The organism is Accumulibacter sp., assembly GCF_023806565.1.
Taxonomy (GTDB): domain Bacteria; phylum Pseudomonadota; class Gammaproteobacteria; order Burkholderiales; family Rhodocyclaceae; genus Accumulibacter.
Genome location: NZ_JAMTDV010000064.1, coordinates 1 through 25,763, shown reverse-complemented (window position 1 = coordinate 25,763; position 25,763 = coordinate 1). Strand labels below are relative to the sequence as shown.

Below are 25,763 nucleotides of genomic sequence, written 5' to 3'. Positions count from 1 at the left end.
CGTACCCTCAATGCCATTCAACCTACGCCGTCTCCACACGAAACGACATAGAGCCACAATACCTTCGACCCCGGATTTGGACGCTGCCCAGCGGGCAGAATCAGAAAGCGGCCATTGTTGGCGAGCAACCCCAGACGAGCATACTGATGCTACTGATGCCGGAAATCCCGGCCAATCCAGCGGTCACGAGCCTTACCTTTCCACGCCGCGGCAGAAAAACTCAGCAAGGCCGCCCATTCCTCGCCGCAGCTGGCAACGTACCACAGCGTATGGCCGATCTTGGCCAGATCCCCCAAATAGTGGTGCTGAGCCATCAACTCCCGATAGCGAGCCTCTTCGCCCCTCTCCATCGGGCGCACACGCAACGCGTCAAATTCGCCTTCCATCCGCCCTTCATACACACCTCTTCACCCGATGTTCATTGGCCGCTACTAACCAACGGATTCTTCAGCTATTGACCGGATGGACAAATTCGACCTGCCAAAAGTGCCGCGTTTCCTATACATCAGAATACTTTTCCCGTAAAATCGCGCCATCGAATTCCGGCCTGCCATGCCATGCGAGGAGTGCCGGGGGCGTACGGGCCTGGGGTCCGAGTACGTGTATCGTTATCCGGCGGCGCAAGCCGCCGTTTCCGTTTAAGAGCCTGTGCAGTGGGTGGTCCATGTCGCACCTGATGAATACCTATGCCCGCTTGCCGATCGCTTTCAGCCGCGGCGAGGGCAGTTGGTTGACCGATACCGAAGGCAGGGTCTACCTCGACGCGCTGTCGGGAATTGCCGTCAATACCCTGGGGCACAATCATCCGCGGCTGGTTGCGGCGATTGCAGGCCAGGCCGGGCGCCTGCTGCATTCGTCCAATCTCTACCGCATCCCGCAACAGGAGCAACTGGCCGACAGGCTGGCAGCGCTGTCGGCGATGGACGAGGTTTTTTTCTGCAACTCGGGCTGTGAGGCGAACGAGGCGGCGATCAAGCTGGCGCGCCTGTACGGTCACCGGCAGGGAGTCGATAGTCCGGCGACGATCGTCATGGAGAGGGCTTTTCACGGGCGGACCATGGCGACCTTGTCGGCCACCGGCAACCGCAAGGCGCAGGCCGGTTTCGAACCGCTGGTTTCCGGCTTCGTGCGTGTGCCCTACAACGATCTCGACGCGATTCGGGCAATCGCCAAATCGAACCAGAATGTCGTCGCGGTCATGCTCGAAATCGTGCAGGGCGAGGGCGGCGTCAACAGTGCCGACATCGACTTCCAGCGCGGTCTGCGGGCGCTGTGCGACGACCGGGAATGGCTGCTGATCTGCGACGAGGTGCAGTGCGGCATGGGTCGGACGGGGACCTGGTTCGCCTTTCAGCATGCCGGAATTCGACCCGACGTGGTGACGCTGGCCAAGGGTCTGGGCGGCGGCGTACCGATTGGCGCCTGCCTGGTCGCCGGTCAGGCGAGTGGGCTGTTGCAGCCGGGCAAGCACGGTTCGACCTTTGGCGGCAACCAGTTGGCGACCACCGCTGCGCTGACGACGATCGAGGTGATCGAAAAGGATGGCCTGATCGACAACGCCGTCGTCGTTGGTCGCCAGATTCGCGAAGGTCTCGGCAAGCAACTCGGAGGCGAGAGGGGAGTCGTCGCCATTCGCGGCCAGGGCCTGATGATCGGAATCGAACTCGATCGCCCGTGTGGCGAACTTGTGACGCAGGCCCTCGACGCCGGCCTGTTGATCAATGTCACTGCGGACCGGGTGGTGCGCCTGCTGCCGCCGCTGACTTTCAGCGCCGACGAAGCACGCGAACTGGTGTCGCGACTGGCGCCGCTGATTCGCGCATTTCTCGCTGCCGCCTAGAGATCCGCCATGGACCGCGTAAAACACTTTCTTCAGTTCAAGGACTTCACGCGTGCGGAGTTCGACTACCTCCTGGAACGGGCGCGCTGGATCAAGGCGGAGTTCAAGGCCTACCGCAAGTACTGGCCGCTCAGCGATCGCACGCTGGTGATGATTTTCGAGAAGGCCAGCACGCGCACCAGACTCTCGTTCGAAGCCGGAATGCAGCAGCTCGGAGGTTCGGCGATCTACCTCAACAGCCGCGATTCACAGTTGCACCGCGGTGAATCGGTCGAAGACGCGGCGCAGGTGATTTCGCGGATGAGCGACGTGGTGATGATCCGTACTTTCGAACAGGTGATCATCGAGCGCTTCGCTGCCAATTCGCGGGTGCCGGTGATCAACGGCCTGACCAACGAGTACCACCCTTGCCAGATTCTGGCCGACATCTTCACCTTCATCGAGCATCGTGGTCCGATTCAGGGCAGGACGGTGGCCTGGATAGGTGATTCGAACAATGTCTGCAATACTTGGCTGCAGGCCGCCGAAGTGCTCGATTTCAAGGTGCAGGTGTCGACACCACCGGGTTACGAGGTGGCGGCCGAACGCGCCGGCCTGTTTGGCTGCGAGCACTTCGAACAGTTTGCCGATCCGATGGACGCGGCGCGTGGCGCCGATCTGGTCACCACCGATGTGTGGACGTCGATGGGCTTCGAAGCGGAGAACGAGACGCGCCGAAGCGCCTTCGCCGCCTGGCAGGTTGACCTCGAGATGATGCGCGTCGCGCATCCGCAGGCGCTGTTCATGCACTGCCTGCCGGTGCATCGCGGTGAGGAAGTCGCGGCAGCGGTGATCGACGGGCCGCGCAGTGTCGTCTGGGACGAAGCAGAAAACCGCATGCATACGCAGAAAGCGCTGCTCGAGTACCTCCTGCTCGGCCGCGTCGATGCTTCCGGGGGCGCTGCGCCTTCTCCAGAATCCAGTTCAAGCAGGGAAATGCCATGAGCGACATCAGGAAAGCCGTCCTTGCCTATTCGGGCGGACTCGACACCTCAGTGATCCTGAAGTGGTTGCAGGATACCTATCAATGCGAGGTCGTGACGTTTACTGCCGATCTCGGCCAGGGGGAAGAACTCGAGGCGGCTCGCCCGAAAGCTTTGAAATTCGGTATCGCACCGGAAAACATCTATATCGACGATCTGCGCGAGGAATTCGTACGCGACTTCGTTTTCCCGATGTTTCGCGCCAACACGGTGTATGAGGGAGAGTATCTGCTCGGCACGTCGATCGCGCGCCCGCTGATCGCCAAGCGCATGATCGAGATCGCCAGACTGACCGGTGCCGATGCGGTGGCGCATGGAGCGACCGGCAAGGGCAACGACCAGGTCCGCTTCGAACTGGGTGCCTACGCGCTGTGCCCGGACATCCGGATCATCGCTCCCTGGCGCGAGTGGGACCTGCTGTCGCGCGAGAAGCTGCTGGCCTACGCCGAGCGTCATGGAATACCGGTCGAAATGAAGCACCGCGAAGGTGGTTCGCCGTATTCGATGGACGCCAACCTGTTGCACATCAGCTACGAAGGCCGCCACCTCGAAGACCCGTCGGCCGAAGCCGAGGAGTCGATGTGGCGCTGGACGGTATCGCCCGAGGCGGCGCCGGATGCTGCCGAGTACGTCGACCTGGAATTCGAGAAGGGCGACCTGGTGGCGATCAACGGTCAGCGCCTGCGTGCCGACGAATTGCTGGCGCTGCTCAACCGGCTCGGCGGCAAGCACGGCATCGGGCGTATCGACCTCGTCGAGAACCGCTATGTCGGCATGAAGTCGCGCGGCTGCTACGAGACACCCGGTGGCACGATCCTGCTGCCGGCGCATCGCGCGATCGAGTCGATCACCCTCGACCGCGAGGTCGCGCATCTCAAGGACGATCTGATGCCGCGCTACGCCAGTCTGATCTACAACGGCTATTGGTGGAGTCCGGAGCGGCGCGCGTTGCAGGTCCTGATCGACCACACGCAGCAGACGGTGAATGGCTGGGTGCGGGTCAAGCTGTACAAGGGCAACGTCATCGTCGTCGGTCGCGATTCGAAGGCCGATTCGCTGTTCGACTCGTCGATCGCCACCTTCGAGGACGACGCCGGTGCCTACGACCAGAAGGACGCTGCCGGCTTCATCAAGCTCAACGCGCTGCGCATGCGCATCGCGGCCAAGCTGGCGAGCCGCCGGAGCTGACCAAGGGGGATCCGTCGATGTTCGGGTTGACGGAGGAGCAGATATCGGAATTCGGCATGACCTTCGGAGTCGGTGCCTTCATGCTCTTCATGCTCTTCATCATCGGCGAGATTGCCTGGAAATCGAAAGCCGGAAAGACCGGCACGATCGTGCTCTTCTTCGTCCTGTCGTTCGGCATGCTGGGCTTCCTTACCAAGACGATCCTCGAAAAATTCTGGAGAATGTGAACATGTCGCAATTCGATCAGGTCAGCGTCGTCAAACAGGCAAACGTCTATTTCGACGGCAAGTGTGTCAGTCACACCGTTCTCCTCGCGGACGGTGGCCGCAAGACGCTCGGCGTGATCCTGCCGTCGACGCTGCGGTTTACGACCGGCGTGCCGGAAGTGATGGAGGGTGTCGCCGGCTCCTGCCGCGTGCGTCGCGCGGGCGAGAGCGGATGGACGACCTATGCTGCCGGTGAGTCGTTTGCGGTACCGGGCGATTCGGCGTTCGAGATCGCCTGTGACGAGCCCTACCATTACGTCTGCCACTTCGGATAGGATGGCCTCGTTCGTCTGCGGCCTCTTTGCGATCAACTTTTCCACGAACCTGACATGCCCTCATTCGATTTTTCTTCGGAAGCCGACATGGCTGCCCTGCACAACGCGATAGACGTCACCCGGCGGGCCATCGACAATCGTTACGATTTCAAGGGGAGCAGCGCGAAAGTGGAGTTGAACGAGAAGGACCGGGTGATCACGCTGTACGGCGACTCCGATTTCCAGCTAGGTCAGATCCGGGATCTGCTGTTTCCGGCGATGGAGAAGAAGGAGAAGGAAAGCACCAAACGGCTCGACGATCAGCCGGTACAGCGGATTTCCGGCAACAAGGTCAAGCAGGAACTGAAGATCAGGATCGGCATCGAGTCGGAGCTGGCGAAAAAGATTGTCAAGCTGATCAAGGATTCGCGACTCAAGGTGCAAGCCTCGATCCAGGGCGATGCGGTGCGCGTCAGCGGCGCCAAGCGCGATGATCTGCAGGCCTGTATCGCGACGGTTACCCGAGCGATCACGGATTTCCCCATCAAGTACGGCAATTTCCGCGACTGAGCGCGGCCGCGCGGGCCAGCCGCTCGGCGCCGCGGCTTTCTTGCCGCGCTTCGTGGCCATGTGCTACGTTATGAAATCGTGTGAGCCTGGCCCCTGCCAGCAGAGAGTGGGCAGCCAATTCTCGTTTCCTTGCGAGTGCAGATCTTGAGAATCTTGCCAACCAGTTCCTCCCGTCGGCCGCCGTCGCTACGACGAAGTGCCGATCGCCGGCAAGGCCGGCATGCCCGCTGACGCAGTGGACGACCCCGTGTCGGCGGACAAGACCGATCCTGGTGTGCTTTCCTGGACCGAGGAGCTGCGTCGTGTGGCCGTGGCGGTCAGCAAGAAGGACCGTCGTCCCGGGGTACGCCGTCAGCAGCTCTTCTATCTGTTGCACTGGACTGCGGACGCGTGCGGCTTCGGGGTTACGGTGTGCAAGGGGCGTGATCCCGAAAGCGCCGACGAGCTGTGGAGCCTCGATCGCGCGCTGAACAAACCGCCGCGCTTCGTCAGCGACGAGGATCGCCCGATCCTTCGCCTGCTCTGGGCCGAGCGTTCCGTGGACACCGGTCTGCGCGCGTTCGGCCTGGGACCCCGGCATGGCGCAGAGGCCTTGCAGCGAATGGCGGAAAGCGGTCGACTTTGCCGCAAGGACGACTACGCTCCGCTGCTGCTTGCGCCAACGCGCCCGGCCACGGTCAGCTGGCGGGCCAGTGGCGACGGGCGCCGCTTGCCGGTGCTGAATCCGAAGCCACCGGCGAGCATGGTGGTCCCGCTGGCGCTGCCGTGGTACGTCGACCTCGATCGGCACCAGGTTGGGCCGCTGCAGGTCGGCGGCAATGCAGCGGTCGTCGCACGGCTGTTCTCGTTGCCGCCATTGTCGGCGACTGCCGCGGCACTGGTCGGCGAAGCGCTGGCCGAATCGGCGCGCGAATTGCCGAGCGATCCGGAACACGTCGGCGTCGGCATGCGCAGTATCGTCGCCGAGCCGGTGGCCATTCTTCGCCTGGAGACGCTGCAGACGCATGGCAATCGTAGCTGGCGGGAATACCCTGCCTGCTACGGCGGCGGGCCGTTCGACGTCGCACTGCCTGTCTTCCGTTATGCGGACGTCGAGCTGATTGCCGACGATCCGCGTGATTTCGCGACCCTTGCCAATGGCGAGACGGTGCGCGTGATGCGGCAGCGCGAACGGGAAGATCGTCTGATGAACGAGCTTGCGGATGCTGGCCTGGAGAAGATCGCCGGATATGTACTGCACACCTTCGGCCGTCCCCCCGACAACGCTTACGGTCTGGCGCACGAGGGCCAGTGGCCGGCGTTCATGCGGGATGCGCTGCCGTCTCTGCGTGCCGCCGGCTGGCAGGTCGACTTCGCCGGTGATTTCCGGCATCGCCTGATCGAGGTCGAGGCGTGGGATGCCGACCTCGTCGAGGGAGAGGGTGGCTGGTTTCATCTCGATATGGGAGTCATCGTCGAAGGCCAGCGGCTGCCGCTGGCGCCGATGCTCGCCGCGCTATTCCGGCGTGATGGGCGCTGGCTCGACAGCGCGCAGTTGGCGCAGGTTGCGGACGACGAGCTGATCGACCTGGTGACCCCGACCAACCTGCGCGTGCGAGCTCCGGCCTGGCGCCTGAAGCCGCTGGCGGCGACGCTGATCGATCTGTTCGACGGTTTCCCCGGAGGCAACAGCCTGCGTCTGTCCCGTTTCGACGCGCCTCGGCTGAGCGAGCTCAACGACAGCAGTCGCTGGCAGTTCCGGGGTCAGGGGGACGTTCTGGCACTCGCCGATCAACTCACCGCGGCGCAGGGAATCCGCCACATCGATCCGCCGGCCGGTCTCGGTCTGGAACTGCGCCAGTACCAGATCGAAGGACTGGCGTGGCTGCAATTCCTGCGCGAACAGAATCTCGCCGGAATTCTCGCCGACGACATGGGGCTTGGCAAGACGGCGCAGACGCTTGCGCATCTGCTGCTCGAGAAACAGGCCGGCCGGCTCGATCGGCCGGCGCTGATCGTTCTGCCGACCTCGCTGATCTTCAACTGGAAGAACGAGGCGGCGCGCTTTGCTCCGGGTCTGGCGATCCTTTCCTTGCATGGTCCGGAACGCAAGAGCCGCTTTGCCGAGATCGCGCACAGTGACGTGGTGCTCACCACCTATCCGCTGCTCTGGCGTGACGCCGCCGAGCTGACCCGGCAGCCATACCACGTGCTGATTCTCGACGAGGCGCAGACCGTCAAGAACGCTCGCAGTCAGGGGGCCGAGGTGGTTCGCAAGATCGTCGCTCGGCATCGCCTGTGCCTGACCGGGACCCCGCTGGAAAACCACCTGGGTGAGCTGTGGAGCCAGTTCGACTTCCTCTTGCCAGGTTTTCTTGGCAGCAACCAGGCGTTTACCAGGTACTGGCGGACGCCGATCGAGAAGTTCGGCGACACGCAGCGTCGCGACCTGCTCGCCCGTCGAGTCCGTCCGTTCATCCTGCGTCGCAAGAAGGAGGAGGTGGCACGTGAATTGCCGGCCAAGACGATCATCGTGCGCAAGGTCGAACTGGTCGGCGGCCAGCGCGACCTCTATGAAACCGTTCGCGTCGCGATGGACGAGAAGGTTCGCGAGGAAATTGCGAACAAGGGATTCAATCGCAGTCAGATCGTCATCCTCGACGCGCTGCTGAAGCTGCGCCAGGTATGCTGCGATCCGCGTCTGGTCAAGGCGAGATCGGCCCAGAAAATCAAGGAGCGGGCAAAGCTGGATCTCTTGATGACGATGTTGCCGGAGCAGGTCGAGGAGGGGCGGCGCATCCTGCTTTTCTCGCAGTTCACCAGCATGCTGGATCTGATCGAGAAAGAACTGAAGCTTGCCGGTCTCGATTACGCCCTGCTCACCGGGGACAGCAGGGACCGCGAGCAGCAGGTGCGCCGCTTCCAGGCGGGCGAAGTGCCGATCTTTCTGATCAGCCTGCGCGCCGGTGGCGTCGGACTGAATCTGACCGCGGCCGATACCGTCATACATTACGATCCGTGGTGGAATCCCGCGGCGGAGAGCCAGGCCACCGACCGCGCGCATCGCCTTGGTCAGGACAAGCCCGTATTCGTCTATAAGTTGATCGTCGCCGGCAGCATCGAGGAGAAGATTCTCGCGCTCCAGGAGCGCAAGGCGGAACTCGCCGAGCGCATCCTCTCGGCCGATCGCGGGGTCGACGCCAAGTTCGGACGCGACGACATCGCTGCCTTGTTCGCGCCGCTGCCGGGCTGACCGTCCACGCCGGCGCAGCGGTTTTCGGCATTGATCGCGCGGCGATGCCGAATGCGCCGGCGGCAGGGGACTGCTGGCAATGTGCTGGCGGAGTGATGCCATCGTCACAGTCGCGAGGGAAGGTGTTCGCTGAGGAGGAGAATGCGAGATGGAACGGCAGGCGGAGACCAGGCGGCTGGATGACTTCCAGCTGAGAACCGGCGACGCGTTGATCGTCGTCGATGTGCAGAACGACTTCCTGCCCGGCGGCAAGCTCGCCGTGACGGCAGGCGACGAGGTCGTGCCAGCGCTCAACGAATACCAGCGGCGTTTCGTGTCTCGCGGGCTGCCGATTTTTGCGACGCGCGACTGGCATCCGACCGATCACTGCTCGTTCACGCAGCGGGGCGGTCGCTGGCCGGCGCATTGCGTGGCTGGCACGCCGGGGGCCGAGTTTGCCGCCGGTCTGCTGCTGCCGGCGGCAGCCGTGGTGATCTCGAAAGCAACGCTGCCCGAAGCGGAGGCGTATTCGGCGTTTGCCGGCGGCGATCTCGCCCAGCGCCTCAGGCGCGCGGGTGTCGGGCGTCTCTTCGTCGGTGGTCTGGCCACCGATTATTGTGTGCTCGAGACCGTTCGTGATGGCCTGGCCGAAGGCTTTGCCGTCGTCCTCCTGGTCGATGCGGTGCGTGCCGTGTCTGCCGACGATGGTGCGCGGGCGGTGGCGCAGATGTCCGCCCTCGGTGCGGGCCTTGCGTGCCTGGGCGAGGCCCGGTGATGACCGCGGAGAGCATCCTGCTCACCGATCTTTACCAGCTCACCATGCTGCAGGCCTATCACCAGCGTGGCATGAACGACGTTGCAGTATTCGAATTCTTCGTGCGCAAGCTGCCGGAGGGGAGAAATTTCCTGATTGCCGCCGGCTTGGAACAGGTGCTCGATTACCTGGAACAAGCCAGCTTTCAGTCGGACGAATTGCGCTGGTTGAAGGAGTGTGGGCGCTTCCGGAACGATTTCGTCGATTCGCTGGCCGATTGGCGCTTTGGCGGCGACGTTGACGCCCTGCCCGAGGGAACCGCCTTCTTTCCCGACGAACCCTTGCTGCGCGTCGTCGCGCCGCTGCGCGAGGCGCAGTTGGTCGAGACGCGCATCATCAACCTGCTCCAGTTCCAGACCATGGTGGCATCGAAGGCGATCCGCTGCGTCCTTGCCGCTCGCGGGCGCTTGCTCGTCGACTTCGGCTTGCGGCGTGCGCATGGTGCCGAGGCCGGCCTGCTGTCGGCGCGCGCCAGTTATCTGGCCGGCTTCGCGGGAACGGCGACGGTCCTGGCCGGTCAGCGCTGGGGGATTCCGCTGTTCGGTACCATGGCCCATTCGTACATTCAGGTGCATGCAAGGGAAAGCGATGCCTTCGAGAACTTTGCACGTTCGCTGCCCAACGGGTCGACCCTGCTGATCGACACCTACGACACCGAAGAGGGAGCGCGCAGGCTGGTCGGCCTGCTGCCGAGACTGGCCGGTGTGAATGTCGCTGCGGTGCGTCTCGACAGCGGTGATCTTGGCGAGCACGCCAGACGCGTTCGTGCAATCCTCGACGCCGGCAGCCTGCCGCAGGTACGGATTTTCGCCAGCGGCAATCTCGACGAATACCGGATACGCGACTTGCTGGACGGAGGTGCACCGATCGACGGTTTCGGCGTCGGCACGCGCATGAACACCTCGGCCGACAAACCCTATCTCGACTGCGCCTACAAGCTGCAGGAATACGCCGGCATACCCCGGCGCAAGCGTTCGGAGGGGAAAGCCACCTGGCCCGGGCGCAAACAGATCCTGCGCCGTTACGGGGTGGACGGCCGGCTTGCCGGGGATACACTGACAGTCGTCGACGATGTGCACGCTGCGGGGAGTCTGCTCGTTCCGGCGATGCGTCAGGGCAGGCGCGTCGCCCCACAGCCCGCGATCGGTGTCGTGCGCGAGCGTGTTCGTGAGCAGTTGACCCGGCTGCCGGAATCATTGTGCAGCCTCGACCCGGTTCCCCGGTATCCGGTGACGGTGTCGGAATCCTTGCGATCCCTTGCGCTGCTTGCCGATCGGGCGGCCGGAATCATTGCCTGAGAGGAGTACCTCCATTGCCGAATAGCGCCCGAACGCTTGCGACGAACAATGGCGCACGCCTTTGCCTGTATGACGATCGACAATTGGCGGCGGTGCTCGAGAGCATGGCGGCCCGGCTGGCAAGCCTCCTGCCAGCCGGTGGCGACATCGTTCTGGTCGGCGTTCTGCGTCGCGGGGCGCCGCTGGCTGGGTTGCTCACCGAACCTCTGGGTCGCCTGGGCATTCGCTGCGCAGAGCGCTTCGACCTGGAGGTCAAGCGCTACGCGGACGATCTCTCGCTGCTCTACCCGCAGACGCTGCTCCGGGAAAATGACGTCGCAAGTGGCGCAAACCTTGCGGGGAAAACCGTGGTCGTGGTCGACGACGTGTTGTATCGTGGCCATTCGCTGCTGCGTGTCGTGCAGTATCTGGCGGCACGCGGAGCGGCGGTGATTCGCAGCGCCGTTCTCGTCGATCGAGGGGTCGGCGTGCTGCCGGTGCATGCCGACGTGATCGGTGTTCGCCTGCAGGTGGCCTCGGGTTCGATCATTGAGGTGCAGGTGCCACCCTACGAGACGGATTTTCGTATCGAGTTGGTCGCTGCCGGCGGCTAGTCACCAGCCTGCGGTCGCCGGTGCCACTCGCAACGCGTCGCATGGCCGCTTCGGGTGGCTTCTTGCGGCCTCCTTTCGCTGTGTTAGAATCCGCGGCTCGCCGGCGGTACGGCGGCGATGAGACGCGCATGTGCGGTCCGACGGCGTGCCCCGTCAGGCTGCCGCTGCGCCATCCGGTGCCAGGGGAGTCCACGCCGGAGTGAGCCGCTGGCTTTTCGATTTCTTGCCGAGGTTGCGCTATGCCGGTTGTCACCCTGCCTGATGGTTCCCGAAGGGAGTTCGCGCAAGCGGTAACGGTTGCCGAAGTTGCGCAAAGCGTCGGTGCCGGTCTGGCGCGGGCGGCGCTGGCCGGCAAGGTCGACGGTCGGCTGGTCGATACCTCGTTTTGCGTCAGCGGTGACGTGCAGCTCGCGATCGTTACCGACAAGGACCGCGAAGGGCTCGAGGTGATTCGCCACTCGACCGCGCACCTGATGGCCTACGCTGTCAAGGAACTGTTCCCGGCTGCACAGGTGACGATCGGTCCGGTCATCGAAAATGGCTTCTACTACGACTTCGCATTCGCGCGCCCATTCACGCCGGACGATCTGGCGGCGATCGAGATACGCATGGGTGAAATCGCGCGGCGTGACCTGCCGGTGCGGCGCGAGGTCTGGCAGCGTGACGAAGCCATCGCTTTCTTCCGGTCGATCGGCGAGCACTACAAGGCGGAACTGATCGACGCCATTCCGCCGGGGGAGGAGGTCTCCCTCTATCGCGAGGGCGATTTCGTCGACCTTTGCCGCGGCCCGCACGTTCCCTCCACGGGCAAGCTGAAAGTCTTCAAGCTGATGAAGGTGGCCGGAGCCTATTGGCGAGGCGACCATCGCAACGAACAACTGCAGCGGATCTACGGGACGGCATGGACCCGGAAGGAGGATCAGGAGGCCTACCTGCACATGCTCGAAGAGGCCGAGAAGCGCGACCATCGCAAGCTCGGTCGACAGCTGGACCTCTTTCACCTGCAGGACGAGGCGCCCGGGATGGTTTTCTGGCATGCCAACGGCTGGACGGTCTGGCAGGCCGTCGAGCAGTACATGCGCGGCGTCTATCGTGACAACGGTTACCAGGAGGTGAAGTGTCCCCAGATTCTCGACCGTAGCCTGTGGGAAAGGTCCGGGCACTGGGAGAACTTCAAGGAGAACATGTTCACCACCGAGTCGGAGAAGCGCGAGTACGCCATCAAGCCGATGAATTGTCCTGGGCACATCCAGATCTTCAACACCGGACTGCGCAGCTATCGCGATCTGCCTTTGCGCTACGGCGAATTTGGTTCCTGTCATCGCAACGAGCCTTCGGGTGCGCTGCACGGCATCATGCGCGTGCGCGGCTTCACCCAGGACGACGGTCACATTTTTTGCACCGAGGATCAGATACAGGACGAGGTCACCATCTTCAACGATCTCGTGCGCAAGGTGTATGCCGACTTCGGCTTTCACGAGGTGACGGTCAAGCTCGCGCTGCGCCCGGAAAAGCGTGTCGGCTCGGATGAGGTGTGGGACAAGGCCGAACTCGCACTGCGCGCCGCGCTGCGGGCTTCCCGCCTGGATTGGGACGAATTGCCAGGCGAAGGGGCGTTTTACGGACCGAAAATCGAGTTTCACATCAAGGATGCAATCGGTCGTTCCTGGCAGTGCGGGACGATGCAGGTGGATTTTTCGATGCCCCAGCGTCTCGGCGCAGAGTATGTTGGCGACGACAACTCGCGACACACGCCGGTGATGCTGCATCGCGCGATTCTCGGTTCGCTGGAGCGCTTCATCGGAATGCTGCTCGAGAATTGCACGGGCGCGCTGCCATTGTGGCTTTCGCCAGTCCAGGTTGTGGTTCTGAATATCTCGGAAAAGCAGGCCGACTACGCGTCGCATGTTGCAAGAACGCTACGTCTGGCCGGGCTGCGCGTCGAGTGCGATTTGCGCAATGAAAAAATTACCTATAAAATACGAGAACATAGCTTGAACAAGCTGCCCTATCAGATTGTCGTTGGCGACAAGGAGGTGGCAGCGGATCTGGTGGCCGTGCGGACGCGCGGGGGGCGGGACCTGGGGCAGATGCCCGTGGAGGTGCTGGCCCGGCAACTTCTCGACGAAGTTGCAGCGCGTAGTGGCACGGCTTGACTTTTGTCGAAACAAGGAGCTGACCCATCGCACTGCAAAAGGCGCAACGCGTTAACGAAGAAATCAACGCACCGGAAGTCCGTCTCGTCGGCCTGGGAGGCGAGCAATTGGGAATCATGAGCGTCCGCGCGGCGCTGGCCCTGGCGGAGGAGGCAGGGGTCGATCTGGTGGAAATTGCCCCGATGGCGCAGCCGCCGGTCTGTCGAATCGTCGATTTCGGCAAGTTCAAGTACCAGGAGCAGAAGCGTCAGCACGAGCAGAAGCTCAAACAGAAGCAGGTGCAGGTGAAGGAAGTCAAGCTTCGTCCGGGAACCGACGAGAATGATTACCAGATCAAGCTGCGCAACATGACCCGCTTTCTCGAGGAAGAAGACAAGGTGAAGGTGACCCTGCGCTTTCGCGGGCGGGAAATGGCCCACCAGGATATCGGGATGCGTCAGATCGAACGGATCCGGGCGGACCTGCAGGAACTGGCGATGGTCGAGCAGATGCCGAAAATGGAAGGTCGTCAGATGGTCATGGTGCTGACCCCAAGCAGGAAGAAATAGCACCGGATTCAGTTTCGTGTAGCAAACCACAAGTGCTGCCGGGTAGGAAGCGCCCCCGTCGGGGGACACCTGGCGACATGTCCAATGAACAGGAGCATTCAATGCCCAAGATGAAGACCAAGAGTGGAGCGAAAAAGCGCTTCACGATCAGTCCGAGTGGCCGAATCAAACGCTCGCATGCGTACAAGCGGCACATTCTGACCAAGAAGGACACCAAGACCAAGCGCCAGCTCCGCGGCGTGACCGTTGTGCACCATTCCGACCAGGCCGTGGTTCGTGCCATGCTGCCCTACGCTTGAGGAGATAAGAGATGCCTCGCGTCAAACGTGGTGTAACGGCGCACGCGCGCCACAAGAAGATTCTCGCTCTCGCCAAGGGTTACCGCGGTCGCCGCAAGAACGTCTACCGGGTTGCCAAGCAGGCGGTCATGAAGGCTGGCCAATATGCCTACCGCGATCGTCGGCAGAGGAAGCGCCAGTTCCGCAGCCTCTGGATCGCACGCATCAATGCGGCGGCCAGGGAACTCGGCATGAAATACAGTACTTTCATGAACGGCCTCAAGAGGGCGCAGATCGAGGTCGACCGCAAGGTGCTGGCCGATCTGGCCGTTTTCGACAAGCCGGCCTTTGCGGCGCTGGCCGTGCAGGCCAAGGCCCAGCTCGACGCCTGAGCGGGTCGCGTGTCAGGAAAGGAGGCGCGAGCCTCCTTTTTTTCGGTGAATCATGCACAACCTCGATCAAATAGTGCAAGCAGCGTCGGCGGCCTTTGCCGCGACCGATGATCCTGACGCGCTCGAGCAGGTAAAGGCCAGCTATCTTGGCAAGAGTGGCCAGATCACCGAGTTGCTGAAGGGATTGGCCAGGCTTCCCGCGGAGGAGCGCCGAAGTGTGGGAGCCGCGATCAACCGCGCCAAGGACGCCGTGGAAGCGGCGCTCAACGCTCGCCGGGAAGCCATCCGGCAACGGGCACTCGAAGCCCGTCTGGCGGAAGAGGCGCTCGACGTCACCTTGCCCGGTCGCGGCCAGTGGCGTGGCGGGCTGCACCCGGTGACGCGCACGCTCGAGCGTATCGAAGCGCTTTTTCGCTCGATCGGTTTCGAGGTCGCCGACGGCCCCGAGATCGAGGCCGAATTCCAGAATTTCACGGCACTAAACACCCCTGCGGATCACCCGGCGCGGTCGATGCACGATACCTTCTATCTGCAGGATGAGTCCGGCGGCGTGGCGGCTGGTGTGCTGCTGCGCACGCACACCAGCCCCATCCAGGTACGCTACATGCAGGCGCATGTCGCCAGGTACGCCGGCCTCGCAACCATGCCGGAGATTCGGGTGATCGCACCGGGACGCGTCTATCGCGTTGACTCCGACGCGACGCATTCGCCGATGTTCCACCAGGTCGAGGGCCTCTGGATTGGCGAAAATGTCAGCTTCGCCGATCTGAAGGGGGTGATCAGCGATTTCCTGCGACGCTTCTTCGAGAACGACGATCTGCAGGTGCGCTTTCGACCGTCGTTCTTTCCGTTTACCGAGCCGTCGGCGGAAATCGACATGGCTTTCCTGAACGGCGCGCTGAAAGGTCGCTGGCTGGAAATCGCCGGTTGCGGCATGGTGCACCCGAACGTGTTGCGGCACGTCAATATCGACCCGGAACGCTACCTCGGCTTTGCCTTCGGCATGGGACCGGATCGCCTGACGATGTTGCGTTACGGGGTCAACGACCTGCGCCTGTTCTTCGATGGCGACCTGCGCTTCCTGCGGCAGTTCGTGTGATGCCGTCTTCCCCTGACAGCGAGCGGTCATGAAATTTTCCGAATCCTGGCTTCGCAGCTTTGTCGATCCCGCCTGTTCCGGGCACGAGTTTTCGCACCTCCTGACCATGGCCGGTCTCGAGATCGAGGAGGAAGCAAGCGTCGCACCCGCCTTCGACCGGGTCGTGGTGGCGCGGATCCTGGCAGTCGACAAGCATCCGGGGGCTGATCGCCTGCACGTCTGCCGGGTCGACGTCGGCGCGCGCGAGCCGCTGCAGATCGTCTGCGGCGCTCCCAATGCGGCGGCCGGTTGCAAGGTGCCGTGCGCCCTGCCGGGTGCCGAACTGCCGGGAGGCTTGCGGATCAAGGTCGCCAAGGTGCGCGGCGTGGACTCTGCCGGCATGCTCTGCTCGGCACGCGAACTCGGCATCTCCGACGACGCGGCGGGACTGCTCGTGCTGGCGGACGATGCGCCGGTGGGCGAGGACATTCGTCGTCATCTCGATCTCGACGATCGCTTGCTGACGCTCAAGCTGACGCCGAACCGGGCCGATTGTCTGTCGCTCGAAGGCGTGGCGCGCGAGGTCGCTGCGCTGACCGGATCACCGGCCCGCTACACGGCAGTGGAGGAGGCTGAAGTCACGATTGCCAGCCGGCGTGCCATCGTCCTCGACGCTCCCGAGGCTTGCCCGCGCTACTGCGGGCGGGTGATCGCGGGAGTCGATGCACGCGCCGCGACGCCGGCGTGGATGGTGCGCCGACTCGAGCGGAGCGGTATTCGCCCGATTTCGGCGGTGGTCGACATTACCAACTACGTGATGCTCGAGGTGGGCCAGCCGCTGCATGCTTTTGACAATACCCGGCTGCATGGCGCGATTCACGCCAGGATGGCGGGCCCGGCGGAAAAGATCCGCTTGCTCAACGAGCAGACATTGGAACTGCAGTCCGACATCCTGCTGATCGCTGACGACCAGCGCCCGCTGGCAATCGGCGGAATCATGGGTGGCGAAGACAGTGGCATCACGCCGGAGAGCACGGAAGTGTTCCTCGAGGCGGCCTATTTCGCACCGGCAGCGATCGCTGGCCGTGCCCGCCGCTACGGATTCGCTTCGGAAGCCTCACATCGTTTCGAGCGCGGGGTGGATTTCGCCGGTACGCGGCGTGCGCTGGAACGTGCAACGCGTCTGATGATCGACATCTGCGGTGGGCAGGCAGGTCCGGTTTGCGAGGCGTTGGCCCGCCTGCCCGAGCGTCCGCCAGTTCGTGTGCGCCCGCGGCGCGCCGCCAAGGTTCTCGGCCTGTCGATTACGGACGAAAGAATTGCCGAGATTTTCTCGCGCCTCGATCTGCCCTTCGCTCGTGACGGCGAAGAGTTCGTCGTCACTCCGCCGAGCTATCGCTTCGACCTCGAAATCGAGGAGGACCTGATCGAGGAAATCGCCCGGCTGCACGGCTACGAGAACATCCCCTCGCCGGTGCCGCGTGGATTGCTGTCGATGCTGCCGCAGACCGAGCAGGCACGACCGCTCGCCCGGGTGCGGCAGATCCTGGCCGACAGCGGGTACCAGGAGGTGGTCAATTTCGCTTTCGTCGAGGAAGCATGGGAAATGGATCTTGCCGACAACAGTCAGCTGATCCGGTTGGTCAATCCCATTGCCAGCCCATTGAGCGTCATGCGTTCGTCCTTGATCGGCGGCCTGGTGGCAAACGTGGCGGCGAATCTCAGGCGTAGGCAGAGCCGGATTCGCCTGTTCGAGACCGGGCGTTGCTTCTTCCGCGATCCGCAGGGTGAGCCAGTGCCAGGATTTCGCCAACCATGGAAACTGGCGGCGCTCGCTTATGGCGGCGCTCTTCCCGAGCAATGGGGTAATGTCAGTCGCAATGTCGATTTCTTCGACATCAAGGCGGATCTCGAACTGCTCTTTGCGCCGCTTGTCGCCAGTTTCGAGAAGGCCGTTCATCCCGCCCTGCACCCCGGGCGCAGCGCGCGCGTGTCGATCGATGGGCGAGTGATCGGTCATGTCGGCGAATTGCATCCACGCTGGCAGCAGAAATACGAACTGCCACTGGCGCCGGTGCTGTTCGAGATCGATCTCGAAGCCGTGACCGCAGCCAGACTGCCGCAATACGCAGAGGTGTCGCCGCAACCGGTGGTCATCCGCGATCTCGCCGTGATCGTCGATCACGCGCTCGAAGTCGGGTGGGTGATCGATGGCCTGAAAGCCAACCGACCGGCCATCGTGCAGGATGTTCATCTCTTCGACATCTATGTCGGACGCGGTATAGCGGCCGGCAAGAAAAGCCTTGCCTTCCGCATAGTGATGCAAGATACTCAAAAAACGTTGCTCGAGGCCGAAGTCGACGCTGCCATGCAGCGGTTGGTGGCCTATCTGCAAGAGGCATTCGCCGCGCGCTTGCGCGTCTGAGAAGGGGGAAGAATGACGCTTACCAAGGCAGAGCTTGCGGACCTGCTGTTTGAGAAAGTCGGTCTCAACAAGCGTGAGGCCAAGGACATGGTGGAGGCTTTTTTCGAAGAGATACGGAATGCGCTGGAGCGTGGTGACGGTGTCAAGCTCTCCGGCTTCGGCAACTTCCAGTTGCGCGACAAGCCGCAGCGTCCGGGTCGCAATCCGAAGACCGGTGAAGAGATTCCGATCACCGCGCGGCGAGTCGTTACCTTTCATGCCAGCCAGAAACTGAAGGCCGAGGTGGAGCACGCTTATGACGGAAATCAGTCATAAAGAGCCCGCGCAAGAACCGTTGCCGGCCATTCCGGCAAAGAGGTACTTCACGATTGGCGAGGTCAGTGAGCTCTGCGGTGTCAAGCCGCACGTCCTACGCTACTGGGAACAGGAGTTCTCGCAACTGCGGCCGGTGAAGCGTCGAGGCAATCGCCGGTACTATCAGCACCATGAAGTCCTGCTGGTTCGTCGCATCCGGGAACTGCTCTACAGCCAGGGGTTCACGATCAGCGGCGCGCGCAATCGTCTCGACGATGCCGAGCCGGTGAGCGAAAGCGGCGCGACGACCTTGACTCCCGCGGCGCTGCGGACCGAGTTGCTAAGCATCGCAGAAATCCTGCGGCTGTGAGTCCGGGTTGGGTTTTCGGTTATAATCACCGTCTGTCGGGGCGTGGCGCAGCCTGGTAGCGCACTTGCATGGGGTGCAAGGGGTCCCGAGTTCGAATCCCGGCGCCCCGACCAACATTCAGGCCACTCTTCGGAGTGGTCTTCTTGTTTCTCCGCACGGCGGATCATTCTGGCGCCTGGCGAGAGCGATCGCGGCCGGCGCGCTGGCGCAGCGGCGACGGCCCACTGGCGAATCTTGTCTATTTCGCCGCACGCGACCCGGCGAGCGCAGTAAATACCCCGAGACCGATGAACACTCCGCCGCCGAGCCGCCGGCCAAGGCGACGAACCCCGCTGCCGCGCAGGCGAGGCGCCACCACGCTGGCGGCCACCGCGTAGGCGCTGTCGGTGATGCCCGCGATCGCGACGAAGATCGAGCCAAGCGCGAAGCTTTGCGACATCGCCGGTGCGACCGGATTCAGGAACTGCGGCAGAAACGCGGCAAAGAAGACCGTCGTTTTCGGATTGAGCAGCGCAACAACGAAACCGTCACGGAAAATGCGCCCGTGTGGCGCAGCCGCGGGTACGGAAACAGGAGCGTCCACCGGTGACCGACGGAGCATTTGCACGCCGAGGTAGATCAGGTACAGCGCACCCGCGTACTTGACTGCCGAGAAGGCGAACGAGGAAACCGCGAACAACGCGGCAAGACCAACCGAAGCCGCAAGCGCATTGCCAAGATTTCCGAGGGCGACGCCGGCAACCGACATCAGCCCGGAACTGCGTCCCTGCACGAGGCTACGGGTGACGATGTACAGTACGCCCGGCCCCGGCGTCACCGCGAGAGCGAAGCTGGCGACAAGGAAGGCAGAGAACAGCGACCAAGGAGGAAAGAGATCGGTCATCGTGGCCATCCGTGAGAGATACGACGTCGGAAATAAGCGGTTGTAGACGACGGTTCGCTGGCTCGGGCGACGGCAGATCGCGTCGGCCGGGCCCCGCCCGCGGCAGGGACCAAGATCGATCGACACCTGCGAATCATCAAACGATCCATGACGGCTGCCGCACGAATTCAGCCGCGAGTCGGATTCATCATACCATCGGCGCCGTACAAAGGGGACGAAACCCCCGTCTCGTGCCGCCCGCAAGCGGCTGCCCTCCGGCGGCGCAGAGCCCTCCATCGTTTCCACGTGTCTTCGCGTAACTAGGGCTTTCCCGGCCGGCCGCGGGCCCTGTCACTTCCCTGCCGGCCGCTGCTGCGCGTCCCGGTACGGGTCCGGATAGCCCAGCCGCGCCAGGATCTGCCGTTCGCGCTTTTCCATCGCGGCGGCTTGCTTCGCGCCGACCTCATGATCGTAGCCCTGCAGGTGAAGCATGCCATGCACGACCAGATGCGCGTAGTGCGCGGTCAGCGGCTTTTCCTGGGTGTACGCCTCGTGCGCCACGACCGGCGCACAGAGAACGAGATCGCCATCCAGCAAGGGTGGCGGTCCATAGGGAAACGACAGCACGTTGGTGGGGTAGTCCCTGGCCCGGTAGTCACGGTTCAGCCGTCGAGCTTCGTCGTCGTCGACAAAGCGTATGGTGACCCGCCCGCCCTGGATTGCGGACCCGGCTGCCGCCGCGCGGGCCCAGGCGCGTACCTCTGACTTGCTGGGCAACTGCGGCCAGTGGCAGGCGACTTGCACGCCCACCTTCAATCGCTGCTCACCCTTCGCCATGCCGGGCAGGCGTTGCTGCGCGCGCTTCCAGCGCTGCCGTATGCGCTTCGTAGGCCGAGACGATGCGCGCCACCAGCGGGTGCCGGACGACGTCCTCCTTGAGGAATTCGGTGAAGGCGATACCGCGAACTTCCTTGAGGACCTGGCGTGCCTCGATCAGCCCGCTCTTCTGGCCACGCTGCAGGTCGATCTGGGTTACGTCGCCGGTCACCACCGCCTTGGCCCCGATGCCGATGCGGGTCAGGAACATCTTCATCTGTTCGGGCGTCGTGTTCTGCGCCTCGTCGAGAATGATGAAGGCGTGATTCAAGGTGCGGCCACGCATGTAGGCCAGAGGCGCAATCTCGATCGCGCCGCGCTCGAACAGCTTGCCGACACGCTCGAAACCCATCAGGTCGTAGAGCGCGTCGTACAGCGGCCGGAGGTAGGGATCGACCTTCTGCGCCAGATCGCCAGGCAGAAAACCGAGGCGCTCGCCGGCCTCGACCGCCGGTCGGGTGAGCACGATGCGCTGCACGAGCTCGCGCTCGAAGGCATCCACCGCCGAAGCGACGGCCAGATACGTTTTGCCGGTACCCGCCGGGCCGGTGCCGAAGGTGATGTCGTGCTCCTGGATGTTCCGGAGATATTCGATCTGGCGCGGTGTACGGCCGTGCAGTTCGCTCTTGCGGGTGATCAGCGCGGGTGAGATGCCTCCTCCCGAAGCGATATTGCGTACCGGCCGGTTGAGCAGTTCGATCAGGCCGAGCTGGATTTCATCGACCGAGAGCGCTTCCTTGGCCTGCGCGTAGAACTGCTGCAGCGCTTCGGACGCGCGCGCCGCCTGCGCCGGCTCGCCGCGCAGCGTGAAACGCTCGCCACGGCGGGCAATCGAGACGTCGAGCGCGGTCTCGATCTGGCGCAGGTTCTCGTCGAGCGGGCCGCAGAGGTTGGCAAGCTGCTTGTTGTTTACCGGCGAGAGCAGCAGTTCGATGGCCCGGCCTTTCGTCGGGGAAGTCGCCGGGCTCATCCTTTGGCCTGAGCGACGAGCTCGCCGCGCAGCGAGTGTGGCATCGTCGAAGTGATGCGCACGTCGACGAAGCGGTTGAGCAGCGGCGCGTCGCCGGCGAAATTGACCACACGGTTGTTGTCGGTACGTCCCGCCAGCTCGCAGCAGTCCTTTTTCGAGACGCCTTCGACCAGCACGCGTTGCACGCTGCCGACCATTGCTGCGGAAACCTCCTGCGCCAGTTCGTCGATCCGCTTCTGCAGGCGCTGCAGGCGTTCGAGTTTGACCGCTTGCGGTGTGTCGTCGGCGAGTTCCGCCGCCGGCGTGCCCGGACGGGCGCTGTACAGGAACGAGAACGAGGCGTCGAAGCCGACGTCGTCGATCAGCTTCATCGTTTTCTCGAAATCCTCGTCGGTTTCTCCGGGAAAACCGACGATGAAATCCGAGGACAGCGACAGGTCCGGACGCGCGGCACGCAACTTGCGCACCAGACTCTTGTATTCGAGCGCCGTGTAGCCGCGCTTCATTGCCGCGAGGACGCGGTCGGAACCCGACTGCACCGGCAGGTGGAGATGCGAAACCAGCTTGGGAACGCTCGCATAGACGCCGATCAGGCGCGGCGACACTTCACGCGGGTGCGAGGTCGTGTAACGGATGCGCGCAATGCCGGGAATTTCGGCGATGTACTCGATCAGCAGCGCCAGATCGGCGAGTTCACCGCCGGCCATCGCACCGCGGTAGGCATTGACGTTCTGGCCGAGCAACGTCACCTCCTGCACGCCCTGCGCGGCCAATCCGGCAACCTCGGTCAACACGTCTTCGAAGGGGCGCGAGACCTCCTCGCCGCGCGTGTAGGGAACTATGCAGAACGAGCAGAATTTGCTGCAGCCTTCCATGATCGAAACGAAAGCCGCCCCGCCCTCGACCCGTGCCGGCGGCAAATGATCGAATTTCTCGATCTCGGGAAACGAAATATCGACCTGCGCCCTGCCCAGGCGCCGCCGCTCGGCGATCAGCTGTGGCAGGCGATGCAGGGTCTGCGGTCCGAAAACGACGTCCACATAGGGCGCGCGGGCGACGATCGCGGCGCCTTCCTGGCTCGCGACGCAGCCGCCGACACCGATCACCAGGTCCGGATTGGCACGCTTCAGCGGTCGCACGCGGCCGAGGTCGTGAAAAACCCGCTCCTGTGCCTTTTCGCGTACCGAACAGGTGTTGAAGAGAATGATGTCGGCGTCTTCGGGGGTGTCGGTCTGGACGATTTCTTCGGATGCGGCGAGCACGTCGGCCATCTTGTCCGAATCGTACTCGTTCATCTGGCACCCGAAGGTGCGGATGAACAACTTTTTGGCCATCTTTGCCTTGCTTTAACGTGGGCGGGGTACCGAGGCTTCGCTCGCCGTCAGCATCCAGACGCGATAGACCGCGCCGGACGCGTCGGTGAGATAAACGACCTCGACAGGAGTCTGCACCTGCGCCGGGACGACGATCAGGTTCTGCCGGCTGCGGATTTGGGCGGCGGGAGACAGCGGCAACTGCCGTCCGCCGATCGTCACGAAGCCATCGCCTTGCGGCGGCAGCATCACTCCCTGCCTGGCCTCCTCAGGCAGCGAGCGTGCGATGGCGGTCGGTTCGTTCAACAGCTGGGGGTTGGGAGCAGGGGTCAGCGCTGCCTCGGCAATGGCGCTGAGAACCGAATACAGCAGACTGGCGGGAAGATCCATCGTTGCATTATAGACAAGGCGGACCGCCGATGGCAGTCCACAGGCCGGGTGACGGCACGATCGCCATGTCTGCCAACGCCCGCCGGCTTCGCTGCCATGCAGTACAATCATGCTTTTGCGTAGTGCAACCTTTGTGAAAGGACATCGCTGTGCTGGAATCCTATCGTGCCCATGTCGCCGAGCGCGCTGCGCTTGGCATTCCGCCTCTGCCGCTGACGGCCCGGCAGACCGAGGAACTCGTCGGATTGCTGAAGAGCCCGCCGAAGGGCGAGGAAGAGTACCTCGTCGAGCTGATCACCTACCGCGTGCCGGCGGGCGTGGACGACGCAGCCAAGGTCAAGGCCGGGTTCCTGGCTCGCGTGGCCACGGGCGAAGAGGAATGCGCGCTGGTCTCGAAGGAAAAGGCGACGCAGCTTCTCGGCACGATGCTGGGCGGCTACAACGTCAAGCCACTGATCGACCTGCTCTCCGGTCCGACCGGAGCGATCGCTGCCGAGGGCCTGAAGAAGACGCTGCTCGTGTTCGACTATTTCCACGACGTCAAGGAACTGGCCGACCAGGGCAATGCCAATGCCCGGGCGGTGCTGCAGAGCTGGGCCGACGGCGAGTGGTTCACCTCGCGTCCGCAGGTGCCCGCCGTGCAGAAGCTGACCGTCTTCAAGGTGACCGGCGAAACCAATACCGACGACCTGTCGCCGGCACCGGATGCCTGGTCGCGTCCGGACATCCCTTTGCACGCGCTGGCGATGCTCAAGAACCCGCGCCCGGGGATCGAACCGGACAAACCCGGCGAACGCGGCCCGATCCAGCAACTCGCAGCGCTGGCTGGCAAGGGCAACCAGATCGCCTACGTCGGCGACGTCGTCGGCACCGGTTCGTCGCGCAAGTCGGCGACCAACTCGGTGCTCTGGTTTACCGGCGAGGACATTCCCTACGTGCCGAACAAGCGCTTCGGCGGCGTCTGCCTGGGTTCCAAGATTGCGCCGATCTTCTTCAACACGATGGAAGACGCCGGCGCGCTGCCGGTCGAAATCGACTGCGGCCAGATGGACATGGGCGACGAAATCGAACTCCAGATCGACGCCGCCACGGCGAAGGTCAGCGCGCTGAAGAACGGCGCGGTGATCGCCGAGTCGCAACTGAAGACGCCGGTGATCCTCGACGAAGTGCGCGCCGGCGGACGCATCCCGCTGATCGTCGGTCGTGGCCTGACCGCCCGGGCGCGCGAAGCGCTCGGCCTGCCACCCTCGACCCTGTTCTGCCTGCCGCAGAATCCGGCCGATCCCGGCAAGGGCTACTCGCTGGCGCAGAAAATGGTCGGCCGTGCCTGCGGGCTGCCGGAAGGCAAGGGAATTCTGCCCGGCACCTACTGCGAACCGCGGATGACCACCGTCGGCTCGCAGGACACCACCGGCCCGATGACACGCGACGAACTCAAGGACCTCGCCTGCCTCGGCTTCTCGGCCGACATGGTGATGCAGTCGTTCTGCCACACGGCGGCCTATCCGAAGCTGGTCGACGTCCGCATGCATCGCGAACTGCCGGGCTTCATCAGCACTCGCGGCGGCGTCGCCCTGCGTCCCGGTGACGGCGTCATCCACTCCTGGTTGAATCGTCTGCTGCTGCCCGACACGGTCGGTACCGGCGGCGACTCGCACACGCGCTTCCCGATCGGCATCTCGTTCCCCGCCGGCTCCGGCCTCGTCGCCTTCGCCGCCGCCACCGGCGTCATGCCGCTCGACATGCCGGAATCGGTGCTCGTCCGCTTCAAGGGCTCGCTCGCCGAAGCCGGCAAGCGCGGCGTCACGCTGCGCGACCTGGTCAATGCGATTCCCTACTACGCCATCCAGGCCGGCCTGCTGACCGTCGAGAAGAAGGGCAAGAAGAACATCTTCTCCGGCCGCATCCTGGAGATCGAAGGACTGCCGGATCTCAAGGTCGAGCAGGCCTTCGAGCTTTCCGACGCGGCTGCCGAGCGCTCGGCCGCTGCCTGTGCCGTGGCGCTGAACAAGGAGCCGATCATCGAGCACATGCGCTCGAACATCACGCTGATGAAGTGGATGATCGCCAACGGCTACCAGGACGCGCGCACGCTCGGCCGCCGCATCAAGGCGATGGAAGCCTGGATCGCCAGCCCCGAGCTGCTCAGGGCCGATGCCGACGCGCAGTACGCGGCGGTCATCGAGATCGACCTCGCCGACGTGCTGGAGCCGCTGGTCGCCTGCCCGAACGATCCGGACGACGTCAAGCTGCTGTCCACCGTCGCCGGCGAGAAGATCGACGAGGTCTTCATCGGCTCGTGCATGACCAACATCGGCCACTTCCGTGCCGCCGGCAAGGTCCTCGAAGGCAAGACCGACATCCCGACCCGCCTGTGGATCGCACCGCCGACGAAGATGGACGCGATGATCCTCAACGAGGAAGGCTACTACGCGATCCTCGGCAAGTCCGGCGCGCGCATGGAAATGCCCGGCTGCTCGCTGTGCATGGGCAACCAGGCGCAGATCCGCAAGGGCAGCACCGCAATGTCGACCTCGACGCGCAACTTCCCGAACCGGCTCGGCATCGATACCCGCGTCTATCTGGGTTCGGCCGAACTCGCCGCCGTCTGCGCGCTGATGGGCAGGATTCCGACGGTCGCCGAGTACGTCGCGCAGGTGCAGGCCGTCAACGCCAAGGCCGCCGACGTCTATCGCTACATGAACTTCGACCAGATCGCCGAGTTCAGCGAAGTGGCGGAGACGGTGACGGTGTA

General features: G+C 63.6%; 25 protein-coding genes and 1 tRNA gene. 20 read left to right on the top strand and 6 right to left on the bottom strand.

The annotated features are described in order from the left end of the window. Positions 1-149 precede the first annotated feature (149 nt). The gene (locus NFV80_RS07590; RefSeq protein WP_295328989.1) at positions 150-386 is read right to left on the bottom strand and encodes a Druantia anti-phage system protein DruA; all 237 of its coding nucleotides are present in this window, start codon (positions 384-386) and stop codon (positions 150-152) included. A gap of 278 nt (positions 387-664) precedes the next feature. On the opposite strand from NFV80_RS07590, the gene NFV80_RS07585 reads away from it, so the two are divergent. The 19 genes from NFV80_RS07585 (at position 665) to NFV80_RS07495 (ending at position 18,710) form a co-directional block, all read left to right on the top strand. Beyond that, complete coding sequence (locus NFV80_RS07585) at positions 665-1,840, top strand: aspartate aminotransferase family protein (protein WP_295328987.1); 1,176 nt, start codon at positions 665-667, stop codon at positions 1,838-1,840. 9 nt (positions 1,841-1,849) lie between these two features. After that, positions 1,850-2,824 (top strand): ornithine carbamoyltransferase, encoded by a 975-nt coding sequence (gene argF, locus NFV80_RS07580; RefSeq protein WP_295328985.1) that lies wholly within the window; start codon positions 1,850-1,852, stop codon positions 2,822-2,824. Next, positions 2,821-4,050, top strand: a complete 1,230-nt coding sequence (locus NFV80_RS07575) for an argininosuccinate synthase (protein ID WP_295328983.1) — start codon at positions 2,821-2,823, stop codon at positions 4,048-4,050. Before argF ends, NFV80_RS07575 begins: the two co-directional genes overlap by 4 nt. Positions 4,051-4,067: 17 nt before the next feature. After that, entirely contained in the window at positions 4,068-4,277 is a 210-nt protein-coding gene (locus tag NFV80_RS07570; RefSeq protein ID WP_295328981.1) for a DUF2788 domain-containing protein, read from the top strand. Positions 4,278-4,279: 2 nt separating this feature from the next. Beyond that, positions 4,280-4,591, top strand: a complete 312-nt coding sequence (locus tag NFV80_RS07565; protein WP_295328979.1) for a pyrimidine/purine nucleoside phosphorylase — start codon at positions 4,280-4,282, stop codon at positions 4,589-4,591. Positions 4,592-4,645: 54 nt separating this feature from the next. Then, on the top strand, positions 4,646-5,140 hold the full coding sequence (locus NFV80_RS07560) for a YajQ family cyclic di-GMP-binding protein (protein WP_295328977.1): 495 nt from the start codon (positions 4,646-4,648) through the stop codon (positions 5,138-5,140). Between the two features lie 220 nt (positions 5,141-5,360). Beyond that, positions 5,361-8,372 carry a DEAD/DEAH box helicase gene (locus tag NFV80_RS07555; RefSeq protein ID WP_295328975.1) on the top strand — a complete coding sequence of 1,004 codons (3,012 nt, stop codon included), beginning with the start codon at positions 5,361-5,363 and terminating at the stop codon, positions 8,370-8,372. A 148-nt stretch (positions 8,373-8,520) separates the two neighbouring features. Further along, on the top strand, positions 8,521-9,126 hold the full coding sequence (locus NFV80_RS07550) for an isochorismatase family protein (RefSeq protein WP_295328974.1): 606 nt from the start codon (positions 8,521-8,523) through the stop codon (positions 9,124-9,126). Beyond that, on the top strand, positions 9,126-10,463 hold the full coding sequence (locus NFV80_RS07545) for a nicotinate phosphoribosyltransferase (RefSeq protein WP_295328973.1): 1,338 nt from the start codon (positions 9,126-9,128) through the stop codon (positions 10,461-10,463). Before NFV80_RS07550 ends, NFV80_RS07545 begins: the two co-directional genes overlap by 1 nt. 14 nt (positions 10,464-10,477) lie before the next feature. Further along, the gene (locus tag NFV80_RS07540; protein ID WP_295328971.1) at positions 10,478-11,056 is read left to right on the top strand and encodes a phosphoribosyltransferase family protein; all 579 of its coding nucleotides are present in this window, start codon (positions 10,478-10,480) and stop codon (positions 11,054-11,056) included. Between the two features lie 239 nt (positions 11,057-11,295). Then, entirely contained in the window at positions 11,296-13,212 is a 1,917-nt protein-coding gene (thrS, locus tag NFV80_RS07535; RefSeq protein ID WP_295328969.1) for a threonine--tRNA ligase, read from the top strand. A 26-nt stretch (positions 13,213-13,238) separates the two neighbouring features. Further along, positions 13,239-13,760, top strand: coding sequence for a translation initiation factor IF-3 (infC, locus tag NFV80_RS07530; RefSeq protein WP_288125914.1), 522 nt, complete (start codon positions 13,239-13,241; stop codon positions 13,758-13,760). A 101-nt stretch (positions 13,761-13,861) separates the two neighbouring features. Continuing rightward, the gene (rpmI, locus tag NFV80_RS07525; RefSeq protein WP_295328967.1) at positions 13,862-14,059 is read left to right on the top strand and encodes a 50S ribosomal protein L35; all 198 of its coding nucleotides are present in this window, start codon (positions 13,862-13,864) and stop codon (positions 14,057-14,059) included. 11 nt (positions 14,060-14,070) lie between these two features. Continuing rightward, the gene (gene rplT, locus NFV80_RS07520) at positions 14,071-14,430 is read left to right on the top strand and encodes a 50S ribosomal protein L20 (protein ID WP_295328966.1); all 360 of its coding nucleotides are present in this window, start codon (positions 14,071-14,073) and stop codon (positions 14,428-14,430) included. Between the two features lie 52 nt (positions 14,431-14,482). Then, on the top strand, positions 14,483-15,529 hold the full coding sequence (gene pheS, locus NFV80_RS07515) for a phenylalanine--tRNA ligase subunit alpha (protein WP_295328964.1): 1,047 nt from the start codon (positions 14,483-14,485) through the stop codon (positions 15,527-15,529). Positions 15,530-15,557: 28 nt separating this feature from the next. After that, on the top strand, positions 15,558-17,933 hold the full coding sequence (pheT, locus tag NFV80_RS07510; protein ID WP_295328962.1) for a phenylalanine--tRNA ligase subunit beta: 2,376 nt from the start codon (positions 15,558-15,560) through the stop codon (positions 17,931-17,933). Between the two features lie 12 nt (positions 17,934-17,945). Next, positions 17,946-18,248, top strand: a complete 303-nt coding sequence (locus NFV80_RS07505; protein WP_295328960.1) for an integration host factor subunit alpha — start codon at positions 17,946-17,948, stop codon at positions 18,246-18,248. Beyond that, positions 18,229-18,597, top strand: coding sequence for a MerR family transcriptional regulator (locus NFV80_RS07500; protein WP_295328958.1), 369 nt, complete (start codon positions 18,229-18,231; stop codon positions 18,595-18,597). The genes NFV80_RS07505 and NFV80_RS07500 overlap by 20 nt, the downstream gene beginning before the upstream one ends. Before the next feature lie 36 nt (positions 18,598-18,633). Next, positions 18,634-18,710: transfer RNA gene (locus NFV80_RS07495), tRNA-Pro, on the top strand. A gap of 125 nt (positions 18,711-18,835) precedes the next feature. On the opposite strand, the gene NFV80_RS07490 is transcribed toward NFV80_RS07495, so the two are convergent. The 5 genes from NFV80_RS07490 to NFV80_RS07470 form a co-directional block, all read right to left on the bottom strand. Continuing rightward, on the bottom strand, positions 18,836-19,480 hold the full coding sequence (locus NFV80_RS07490; protein WP_295327734.1) for a LysE family translocator: 645 nt from the start codon (positions 19,478-19,480) through the stop codon (positions 18,836-18,838). A gap of 330 nt (positions 19,481-19,810) precedes the next feature. After that, positions 19,811-20,296, bottom strand: coding sequence for an rRNA maturation RNase YbeY (gene ybeY, locus NFV80_RS07485; RefSeq protein ID WP_295327732.1), 486 nt, complete (start codon positions 20,294-20,296; stop codon positions 19,811-19,813). Beyond that, a complete protein-coding gene (locus NFV80_RS07480) occupies positions 20,283-21,305 on the bottom strand; it encodes a PhoH family protein (protein WP_295327730.1) in 1,023 nt (340 codons plus the stop codon). The genes ybeY and NFV80_RS07480 overlap by 14 nt, the downstream gene beginning before the upstream one ends. Continuing rightward, entirely contained in the window at positions 21,302-22,639 is a 1,338-nt protein-coding gene (gene miaB / locus NFV80_RS07475) for a tRNA (N6-isopentenyl adenosine(37)-C2)-methylthiotransferase MiaB (protein ID WP_295327728.1), read from the bottom strand. Before miaB ends, NFV80_RS07480 begins: the two co-directional genes overlap by 4 nt. 12 nt (positions 22,640-22,651) lie before the next feature. Continuing rightward, entirely contained in the window at positions 22,652-23,008 is a 357-nt protein-coding gene (locus NFV80_RS07470) for a hypothetical protein (protein ID WP_296758286.1), read from the bottom strand. Between the two features lie 149 nt (positions 23,009-23,157). Here NFV80_RS07470 and NFV80_RS07465 point away from each other — a divergent pair. Then, positions 23,158-25,763, top strand: a 2,606-nt coding sequence (locus NFV80_RS07465; protein ID WP_296758284.1) for a bifunctional aconitate hydratase 2/2-methylisocitrate dehydratase, incomplete at its 3' end; no start/stop codon positions are given.